This is a genomic window from Thermomonas fusca DSM 15424, from assembly GCF_000423885.1.
Taxonomy (GTDB): Bacteria; Pseudomonadota; Gammaproteobacteria; order Xanthomonadales; family Xanthomonadaceae; genus Thermomonas; species Thermomonas fusca.
In genome coordinates this window covers 1-10407 of the sequence record NZ_AUIV01000042.1, presented here as the reverse complement: position 1 = coordinate 10407, position 10407 = coordinate 1, and the positions used below count along the sequence as shown (strand labels likewise).

The 10407-nt window shown below is 64.6% G+C and carries 6 protein-coding genes and 1 pseudogene; 5 read left to right on the top strand and 2 right to left on the bottom strand.

The genetic code is table 11. From position 1 onward, the window contains the following. The first annotated feature begins 366 nt into the window (after window positions 1–366). Window positions 367–825, top strand: coding sequence for a hypothetical protein (locus G582_RS17700; protein WP_083961221.1), 459 nt, complete (start codon window positions 367–369; stop codon window positions 823–825). After that, window positions 818–1864, top strand: a complete 1047-nt coding sequence (locus G582_RS17695) for a serine/threonine-protein kinase (protein WP_083961220.1) — start codon at window positions 818–820, stop codon at window positions 1862–1864. The genes G582_RS17700 and G582_RS17695 overlap by 8 nt, the downstream gene beginning before the upstream one ends. A 281-nt stretch (window positions 1865–2145) precedes the next feature. On the opposite strand, the gene G582_RS0113100 is transcribed toward G582_RS17695, so the two are convergent. Together G582_RS0113100 and G582_RS0113095 are read right to left on the bottom strand one after the other, a co-directional pair. Further along, on the bottom strand, window positions 2146–5652 hold the full coding sequence (locus G582_RS0113100) for a methylmalonyl-CoA mutase family protein (protein ID WP_028840206.1): 3507 nt from the start codon (window positions 5650–5652) through the stop codon (window positions 2146–2148). 112 nt (window positions 5653–5764) lie between these two features. Then, a complete protein-coding gene (locus G582_RS0113095; protein ID WP_028840205.1) occupies window positions 5765–7747 on the bottom strand; it encodes a serine hydrolase domain-containing protein in 1983 nt (660 codons plus the stop codon). A gap of 115 nt (window positions 7748–7862) precedes the next feature. On the opposite strand from G582_RS0113095, the gene G582_RS16730 reads away from it, so the two are divergent. The 3 genes and pseudogenes from G582_RS16730 to G582_RS18355 all read left to right on the top strand — a co-directional run. Continuing rightward, the gene (locus G582_RS16730) at window positions 7863–8669 is read left to right on the top strand and encodes a ChaN family lipoprotein (protein ID WP_038054228.1); all 807 of its coding nucleotides are present in this window, start codon (window positions 7863–7865) and stop codon (window positions 8667–8669) included. 222 nt (window positions 8670–8891) lie between these two features. Next, a complete protein-coding gene (locus tag G582_RS0113085) occupies window positions 8892–9992 on the top strand; it encodes a Glu/Leu/Phe/Val dehydrogenase dimerization domain-containing protein (RefSeq protein ID WP_028840204.1) in 1101 nt (366 codons plus the stop codon). A gap of 193 nt (window positions 9993–10185) precedes the next feature. Continuing rightward, window positions 10186–10407: pseudogene (locus tag G582_RS18355) on the top strand (hypothetical protein); the annotation flags it as partial.

Genomic DNA, 10407 nt, shown 5'->3' with positions numbered 1-10407 from the left:
GCCGGGCAGTTCGAGGCGTGGACGGCGCATGGCCCACAATGCCGGGCAGACCAGGCCTCATCAGTCGGTGCACCGATCAAAAGGGGGTCAGAGAATTTTTCCGGCGATGCACCCCAGGACGCAGTGCAATTCAAACGGAAATGTTCTCTGACCCCTTTTTTCCGGCCATCGAAGCGCAACTGGGCCGAAGCGTGGGGCCGCAGAAGATCGGACGGCCGAGGAAGGCCGCGTTGGCGGCCTGCCAACCCTCACAGCAGACCCAACTCAGCCTTGGTGAACCCTGAGAAAGTCGACTCTGACCCCTGTTTTTCCCTGGACAACACGACCTCACTGTTTTACAAGGACAAAAGGAGTCGGGGGGCACGCATGAACACCATGGGAATTAGAGCCAAGCCGGGCGAAGTTACGTTCGCGATTTTCAATACCGAGAGCCAAGCACTGTCGAATGTGGAAACAATACGGGTGCCCAAAGCTCTCCCTACTCCCGACGCACTCAAGTACGTCCGCAACAACATTTTGGACGTGATACGCGAGTACAACATATCGCGGGCAGGGCTCAGGATTACAGAAAGTACCGCTCAGTCCATGAGCGTTCCTCGCATTGAAATGGAGGGTGTCATCCAGGAAGCGTTCGCCAGCAGCACTTTGAGTTCGTACTACTGCGGGCGGATCGCAACAATTGCTGCGAGAGTTGGAATATCTCGGGCGGACTTCAAACCCTACGTGAAGGGCGAGAGATCTTTTGAGCAAGTCGAAAATTGGTCTGAACTGAACCCGGAGGAGCGCGAAGCCGTATTTGCTGCGCTGGGTGCAGCTAATGTTTAGGCCTTACAGTCGAGCAGACCTGCATTTCGAGTTGCGAGCCGAGATCGGTGCAGAAGGTCGAAACTCCCAAGTGTATGAGGCCCACGACCCTCAGCTAGATGCCCTCCTTGTAATAAAGAAAGTCAGCAAGGCATCCTTAGATGCGGATGGCTATTTCAGAGAATCCAGCCTTCTTTACGGTAGCGCACACTCAAACGTGGTGCCAATTCACTACGCTTGTCAGGACGATGGGCACGTCTATCTTGCGATGCCGATGTATGCTGCTGGCTCGCTAAAGTCGCTCATGGGAAGGAGATTCCTGACCGTGCGAGAGACGGTGGTTTTCGCCACCCAGTTCCTTAGCGGCCTTCATCACATTCACTCAAAGAGGCTTGTACATTTCGACATAAAGCCGGATAACGTGCTGATATCAGAACGCGGCGAAGCTCTGTTGTCGGACTTCGGACTCGCCAAGCCCCGGGGCAATGGGGGAGTTGCTGGGCAGGATCGCCTGTATAGCAAGATGGTTCCTCCTGAAGCGTTCCAGACAGATCACTTCGACCACAGATTCGATATTTACCAAACTGGACTTACCCTCTACAGAATGTGCATGGGCGACGTGGAATTTTATTCACAATTCGACTCATACGTTGTTAACGATCAGCTTGATAGAATAGCGTTTAGGCACGCCGTCACTAACTCGCAATTTCCAAATACGACCACCGGCAAGTTTCCAGAACATATCCCGGAAAGATTGATCACTGTGATCAAGAAGTGCCTTCAGACCAACCCGGCGGACCGATACTCATCTGCTATCGAAATCGTAAACGACCTTGCTCCGATCGAAGGTGAGCTGCTCGATTGGCAATACCAAATGGGGCCCGATGGACGATCTTGGACGAAGACCCATGAAGGAACGGAAATCGCACTCACGTTGAGCCCGGAAGGCCGGTCTGAAGCTACGAAGCGTGTAAATGGCGGAGCCCCCAGAAGGATCGCCACCTACTGCGGCAATCAACTCAATCGACAGCAGATCAAGCAATTTCTTCGGGAGAATTGATCATGAAAATCGTCAAGAATGATCGACGTTCCTACAAAACCCGAGCCGTCATAGGAAGTTCAAAGAGCCTAGGCACTCCGAGCAAGACTGAAACTAGCAAGCGGTGCGACTTTCATGTTGACTCGTCTGGCTATCTTGTTTGGCCAAAGCCTGCGCGACTGGGTGGCCCAAAGAGCGCAACCTGACAAATTCTGAATTTTGTCACTTTGTTAAAAAAGGCCCGCATCCAGCGGGCCTTTTGCTTTCATTCAGAGGCTACTGCATATATGTGCACCCCTACGTCACATATTCCTTCGATACTCCCCACCCACCTCATACAACGCATGGCTGATCTGCCCCAGCGAATGCGTCTTCACCGCTTCCACCAGCGATTCAAACACATTCCGCCGCTCCCGCGCCGTCGTCTGCAGTGACTTGAGACCCTCGCCCGCATAGCCGTTGCGGTTGCCCTGATACCCCGCCACGTTCGCGATCTGCTGCCCCTTCTCCTCTTCCGTGGAGCGGATCAGCTCGATCTCGGTGACGATGTCGCCGCCGTGTTCCTTGGGCAGGAAGGTGTTGACGCCCACCAGCGGCAGGCTGCCGTCGTGCTTCTTGTGCTCGTAGTACAGGCTTTCTTCCTGGATCTTGCCGCGCTGGTACATGGTGTCCATGGCGCCGAGCACGCCGCCGCGCTCGCTGATGGCCTCGAACTCCTTGTAGACGGCCTCTTCCACGATGTCAGTGAGCTTGTCCACGATGAAGCTGCCCTGCCAGGGGTTCTCGCAGAAGTTCAGCCCCAGCTCCTTGTTGATGATCATCTGGATGGCCACGGCGCGGCGCACGGACTCTTCCGTGGGCGTGGTGATGGCTTCGTCGTAGGCGTTGGTGTGCAGGCTGTTGCAGTTGTCGAACAGCGCGTACAGGGCCTGCAGCGTGGTGCGGATGTCGTTGAACTGGATCTCCTGCGCGTGCAGGGAGCGGCCGCTGGTCTGGATGTGGTACTTCATCATTTGGCTGCGGCTTGATGCGCCGTAGCGCTCGCGCATGGCGCGGGCCCAGATGCGGCGGGCGACGCGGCCGATCACGGTGTACTCCGGGTCCATGCCGTTGCTGAAGAAGAACGACAGGTTGGGCGCGAAGTCGTCGATCTTCATCCCGCGCGCCAGGTAGTACTCCACGATGGTGAAGCCGTTGGACAGGGTGAAGGCGAGCTGGCTGATCGGGTTCGCCCCGGCTTCGGCGATGTGGTAGCCGGAGATCGACACCGAATAGAAATTGCGGACGCCGTTGTCCACGAAGTACTGCTGGATGTCGCCCATCATGCGCAGGGCGAACTCGGTGCTGAAGATGCAGGTGTTCTGCGCCTGGTCTTCCTTCAGGATGTCGGCCTGCACGGTACCGCGCACGGTCTTCAGCGTCTGCGCCTTGATGCGGGCGTAGGTCTCGGCGTCCACCAGCTGGTCGCCGGTGACGCCCAGCAGGGCTAGCCCTAAGCCGTTGTTGCCCTGCGGAAGCTCGCCTTCGTAGCGCGGGCGCGGCTTGCCCTCGAACAGCGCGTCGATCTTCTGCTGCGCCTCGGCCCAGCGCGCCGGGTCGGCCTTGAGGTACTGCTCCACCTGCTGATCGATGGCGGTGTTCATGAACATCGCCAGGATGATCGGCGCCGGGCCGTTGATGGTCATCGACACGCTGGTGGTGGGCGCGCACAGGTCGAAGCCGGAGTACAGCTTCTTCATGTCGTCCAGCGTGGGCACGTTGACGCCGGAGTTGCCGATCTTGCCGTAGATGTCCGGGCGCGGCGCCGGGTCTTCGCCGTACAGGGTCACGCTGTCGAAGGCGGTGGACAGGCGCGCGGCCGGCTGGCCAATGCTGAGGTAGTGGAAGCGGCGGTTGGTGCGCTCCGGGGTGCCCTCGCCCGCGAACATGCGGATGGGGTCCTCGCCGGTGCGGCGGTACGGGTACACGCCGCCGGTGTACGGGTAGTAGCCGGGCAGGTTTTCCTTCTGCAGGAACACCAGCAGCTCGCCCCAGGCCTTGTAGGTGGGCGCGGCGATCTTGGGGATCTGCTGGTGGCTCAGCGACTCGCGGTAGTTCTCCACGCGGATGGTCTTGTCGCGCACCTGGTATTCGTTCACCGGCTCGGTGATGGACTTCAGGCGGGCCGGCCAGTCGCGCAGCAGGCGCAGGGCATCGGAATCCAGCGACTGGATTGCGTCGTTGTAGCGCTGGCGCAGGGTGTTGAGGCTGCGGTCGTCGCCGTCGGTGAGCGCTTCCACCGGGTACAGGTCCAGCGCCTTGGGCAGCGCGGCGTCGCCCAGTTCCTTCAGTGCGTCCCACAGCGACTGCGCGCGGTCGGCGGTCTCCGCCTGCGATTCGGTGCGGGCGTTGATCTGGCGGCCCTGCTCGGCGATCTCGGCCAGGTAGCGCACGCGGTTGCCGGGGATGAGGACGGTGGCGCGGGGTTCCTTGAGGGTGGTGTCGATGGAAATGGGGTCAGAGAACATTTTCGGCATCGCAACGCCGCCCTCTGAACCTGCATCGCCCGAAAATGTTCTCTGACCCCATTTCTCCTTGAGCAGGCGGCACAGGTTGGCGAACATCCAGTTCAGGCCGGGGTCGTTGAACTGGCTGGCGATGGTGGGATAGACCGGAACGTCCTCGTCCTTGGTCTGGAACGCCACGCGGTTGCGCTTCCACTGCTTGCGCACGTCGCGCAGGGCGTCCTCGGCGCCACGCTTGTCGAACTTGTTGAGCACCACCAGCTCGGCATAGTCCAGCATGTCGATCTTCTCGAGCTGGCTGGGCGCGCCGAAGTCGCTGGTCATCACGTACATCGGGAAGTCGACCAGGTCCACGATCTCCGAGTCGCTCTGGCCGATGCCGGCGGTTTCCACGATCACCAGGTCATAGCCCAGCGACTTCAGGAAGGCGATGCAGTCCTTCAAGACCACATTGGTGGCCATGTGCTGGCGGCGGGTGGCCATGGAGCGCATGAACACGCGCGGGCTGCGCAGGCTGTTCATGCGGATGCGGTCGCCCAGCAGCGCGCCGCCGGTGCGGCGGCGGGTGGGGTCCACGCTGACCACGGCCACGTGCATGTCCGGGAAGTTGGCCAGGAAGCGGTTCAGCAGTTCGTCGGTGACCGACGACTTGCCGGCGCCGCCGGTGCCGGTGATGCCCACCACGGGGGTCTTGGCGCCAGCCAGCTGCCATTCCTTGCGCAGGTGGGCCAGCGTGCTTTCGTCCAGCGCCTGCTCCTCGATGGCGGAGAGCATGCGGCCGATCTCGATCTCGTTGTCGAAGCCCACCTTGTGCGGGGTTTCCACCGGCAGGCGCGCGGCCTCGGCGCGCTTGACCACGTCTTCGATCATCGCCACCAGCCCCATGTGCATGCCGTCGTTGGGGTGGTAGATGCGCTCGACGCCGTAGGCCTCCAGCTCGCGGATTTCCTCCGGGGTGATGGTGCCGCCGCCGCCGGCGAACACACGGATGTGCGCGGCGTCGCGCTGCTTCAGCATGTCCACCATGTACTTCAGGTATTCCACGTGGCCGCCCTGGTAGGACGACAGCGCGATGGCGTCGGCGTCTTCCTGCAGCGCCGCGCGCACCACGTCTTCCACGCTGCGGTTGTGGCCCAGGTGGATGACTTCCGCGCCCTGCGCCTGGATCAGCCGGCGCATGATGTTGATGGCGGCGTCGTGGCCGTCGAACAGGCTGGCGGCGGTGACGAAGCGCAGCGGGGTGCGGTGTTCGTCCAGTGCGGTGGGCTGCTGCGGTTCGGGAAGGTTGGCGGCGGGGGTGCTCATCGCTCGAATCCACGGGTGTTCGGGTAATCGGCGATTGTAACGCGGGGTCCCTGCCCCGCCCCCTGCCGTGCGGCCTGGTACGGGGCGCCGGCCGCAGCCGGCGCCCGCGGTTTCACTTCACTTCGTCGAACACGTATTCGTGCTGGCCATCGCGCACGACCAGCCGGCGCATGCCGTCCTTGTCCGCACGCACGAACGGGAAGCCCGCGGCCACCGGGTCGATGGTGACCAGCGCCAGGCTGCCGTCCGGCTGCGGCATGGTGGCCACCGCCGAGCGGAACGCGCCGACATCGAACATCGCCTTGTCGCCTTCACGACTGACCACCAGCTCACCCAGCGCGGGGTTGCGGTAGCGCGGCGCCAGCGTTTCCAGCGCGGCCACGTCCGCCGGCCACTGCAGCAGCTTGCGCTGGGCATCGAAGGCGGCGCGGTTGGCCTTGGCGGTGGCCTCCGCCGCGGCCACGGCCTGCGGCTCGCCGTCGAACATCAGCTCCATCAACCGGCGCTTGAACGGCCCGCGCAGGTACACGCCCTCGTCGGCATTGGTCAGGATCACTGCGCCGACCTTCTGCTCCGGCCACCACATCATGTTGGAGTGGAAGCCGCCCATGTCGCCGCCGTGGTCGATCACGGTCACGCCTTCACTGCGGTCCACCATCAGCGCCATTGCATAGTCCTTGTCGGCGCCCAGCGAGATCTGCGGCTGGCGCCGCTGCAGCAGCGCGGACTCGCCGATGTAGCGGCTGCCGTCCGGCAGCTGGCCGCGGTCGATCTCCATCTGCACGTACCTGAGCAGGTCGTTGACCGTGCTCCACGCCGCCCCGGCGGGGCGCGAGCCGACAATGGTGTCGTTCAGGCCCATGCCCATGACCTGCACGGCGTGGTCGATGTCGTAGCCGTGCGGCGCGGCGTAGTTGCCGGTCTGCGCCCTGGCGTAATCGAAGGTGGTGTTGCGCATGCCCAGCGGGTCGAACACCAGCGCCTGCATCGCCTGGTCATAGCCGGCGCCCAGCTCGGTGCCGGGATGCGCCACCTGCCCGCCGATGTAGCCGGCCGCCGCCGCCATCGGGTTGGAGTACTGGAACAGCTCGCCGAAGCTGCTGGTGGGCTGCATGGTGCCCAGCGTGGCCATCACCGAGGCGGGCGTCTGTTTCTCGCCCTCGAACAGCCATTCGAAATCCTGCCGCGGCACCCCGGTGCAGGCGCAGATCAGGTGCTTCACCAGCACCTTGCCGGTGGTGGCGGCATCCCCCAGCTTGAACGCCGGGTACACGTCCACCGCACGCGCGTTCCAGTCCAGCTTGCCGGCGTCCACCAGCTTGGCCAGCATCAGCGTGGTCAGCGCCTTGGTGTTGGAAGCGATCATGAAGCGGGTGTCGCCATCCACCGCGGCCGGCTTGCCCAGCTCGCGCACGCCGAAACCGCGCGACATCACCACCTTGCCGTCCTCGACGATACCGATGGCCACGCCCGGCACGTCGAAGTCGCGGCGCATCTTCTCCACGAAGTCGGCCACCTGCTGCAGGCGCGCGGCATCCAGCTTGTGCGCGCTGCGGCCGGCGAAGTTCTCGCGCACGTGGCCGGCCGGCTGCAGGCGCTGGTAGATCTTGCCGAACTGCGAGCCGCGTTTTTCCGCGATGGCCTGGTCCACGTCGGCCAGCACCACCGTCCAGGCCTTGCCATGGCGGTACGCGCCGGCGTTGATCACCCGCTTGGCGTTCTGCGGCACGTCGTAGTCGTAGAAGCGGCGCTGCTCCCAGCCGTCGCGCGGCGCGGCGTCGGTGGCGAGCAGGAACTTCGGCGTCATCCCCAGCGCGGCCCAGGCCTGCGCCACGGCGTTGTCGGCGCTTGCCGCGGTGGCGTCGACGATGACGATGCGGGAGCCGTCTGCCTCGGGCGGGGCCAGCACCGTGGCGTTGCCCTGCACGGTGCGCACCCAGCCGTCGGGCAACAGGAAGGTGGTCCCGCGCGGGGTGGCCTGCGGCTTGTCCGCAGCTGCGGCGGCGGGCGCCTGCGCCGGGACGGCGGGGGCGACGAATACGGCGGGAAGCGACAGCATGGCGGCCAGCACGGCCGGCCTGAGCGAACGACGCATGGAACACCTCCGGATGGGCGGCGACCGCCGCGGCGGCGGCCTTCCCAGCCAACGCGGTAGCCGGCGGACTCCGGCCAGCGCTGTGGCAAGCTTGGCTGATTCCGGAGGATTCCCCATGCGCCGTCGCGTCCTGCTTGCCGCCCTGCTGACCGTCCTTGCCGCCTGTACGCACGCCGCCCCGGCCAGCGCGCCGCGGATGCTGCTGCTGGGGGAGGTGCACGACAACGCCGACGGCCACGCCGCCCGCGCCGCGCTGCTGCGCAGGGAACTGGAAGCGGGCTGGCGCCCGGCCATCGCGATGGAACAGTTCGACACCAGCCAGCAACCGGCGCTGGACACGGCGATGGCCGAATGCGGCGATGCCGCCTGCGTGGTGGCGCGCGTCGCCCCGGCCAAGGCGAGCTGGACCTGGGCGCACTACCAGCCGGTGATCGCTTTGGCGCTGGAGTACAAACTGCCGCTGCTGGCCGCCAACCTGTCGCGCGCCGATGCATCAAAGGTGGTGAAGGAGGGTTTTTCCGCCGCGATGCCGGCCGAACTCATCGCCCGCTACAAGCTGGATGCACTGCCGACGGAGGTGCTGGCCGCACAGGAGACCGAGGTACGCGACAGCCACTGCGGCGCGCTGCCGGAATCGCTGGTGGCGCCAATGGCGAAAGCGCAGATCGCCCGCGACGTGGTGATGGCCGAGACCATGCGCATGCACGCGGCCAGCGGCGTCGTGCTGATTGCCGGCAACGGCCATGTGCGCGGTGATATCGCGGTGCCGTTCTGGCTGCGCCGCGACGGCATGGCGCCGCGCGCGGTGGGCTTCCTGGAGCCGGCCTCCAGCCCGGCCGCATTCGATGAAGTCCACCGCATCCCCGCGGCCCAGCGCCCGGATCCCTGCGCCGGCTTCAAAGCCCCGAAAGCCGCGGACTGAGTGCGGCGCGCGGCGGCGGCGGCCTATCGCCACCCGCACTGCGCAACGCGCCTTGACGGCCCCGCGGGGGCCGTACCCATCCGTATGCCGGCCCCGCTCCGGAGAATGGCCTAAAATGTCCTGCTGTGACGGGGGGTTCACCCGGCCACAGCCACCATATCCGCTTCCATCCCATAGCCACCGGTCCCGTAGTTCTCGGCGGAGCCGGCCGGAGTTATTGCAATGATCTTCGAAACGCTCGACATCTACGGCCACGAGCAGGTCGTGTTCTGCCACAACAAGGACGCTGGCCTGAAGGCGATCATCGCCATCCACAACACCGTGCTGGGCCCCGCGCTGGGCGGCACCCGCATGTGGCCGTACAAGAGCGAGGCGGAGGCGCTGAACGACGTGCTGCGCCTGTCGCGCGGCATGACCTACAAGAACGCCGTGGCCGGCCTGAACATCGGCGGCGGCAAGGCGGTGATCATCGGCAACCCGGCCACCGACAAGTCCGAGGCGCTGTTCCGCGCGTTCGGCCAGTTCGTGGAGTCGCTGGGCGGGCGCTACATCACCGCCGAGGACGTCGGCATCGACGTCAACGACATGGAATACGTGTACCGCGAGACCGAGTACGTGACCGGCGTGCACCAGGTCCACGGTGGCTCGGGCGATCCCTCGCCGTTCACCGCCTACGGTTCGCTGCAGGGCCTGATGGCCACGCTGAACCGCAAGTTCGGCGACGAGGACGTGGGCAAGTATTCCTACGCCGTGCAGGGCCTGGGCCACGTGGGCATGGAGTACGTGAAGCTGCTGAAGGAACGCGGCGCCAAGATCTTCGTTACCGACATCAACCAGGCGCTGGTGGACCGCGCGGTCACCGAGTACGGCGCCGAGGCCGTGGGCCTGGACGAGATCTACGACGTGCCGGCGGACGTGTATTCGCCGTGCGCGCTGGGCGGCACCGTCAACGAGCAGACCCTGCCGCGCTTCAAGTTCAAGGTGATCTGCGGTTCGGCCAACAACCAGCTGGCCAACAACGAGATCGGCGACGAAGTGGTCAAGCGCGGCATCCTGTACGCGCCGGACTACGCGGTGAACGCGGGCGGCGTGATGAACGTGGCGCTGGAACTCGACGGCTACAACCGCGAGCGCGCCATGCGCATGATGCGCACGATCTATCACAACCTCTCGCGCATCTACGAGATCTCCGACCGCGACGGCATCCCGACCTACCGCGCCGCCGACCGCCTGGCCGAAGAGCGCATCGAGAAGATCGGCAAGCTGAAGCTGCCGCTGGGCCGCGGCCGCACCCGCTTCCAGGGCCGCATCCGCGGGAACTGATTCCAGCGGAGCCGGAATCAGTTCATCCGTGGCCTCCACATCCCCCGCCGCTGTCGCGGCGCCCCCCTTGACTCAAGGGGGGCTTCCCATCCGGATGGAGAGGAAAAAAACGGTTCTTCTCCCAACTGAGGGAGAGGCGCACGGCCGACCGGTCAGACTTGCTGTTCTCGAGGCAACAAACTGAAGGTCGGCCGTGGCCGAACAAGATTGTATGTCCCGGCTTGGTGGCTGGGAGGGATACCGCGTCCGCAAGTGGCGCCATGAGCCGCGCGGGGAGCGGCGTTGGCTGGTCATCGAGCTGGAGCCGCTCCGGCAAGCGCAACATTGTTGCGTGGGTTGCGCCCAGGTCGTGGCGGCCGTCCATGATCGGACGATGCGGTGTGTTCGGGATCTGCCGGTGTTTGGCGATCCGGTG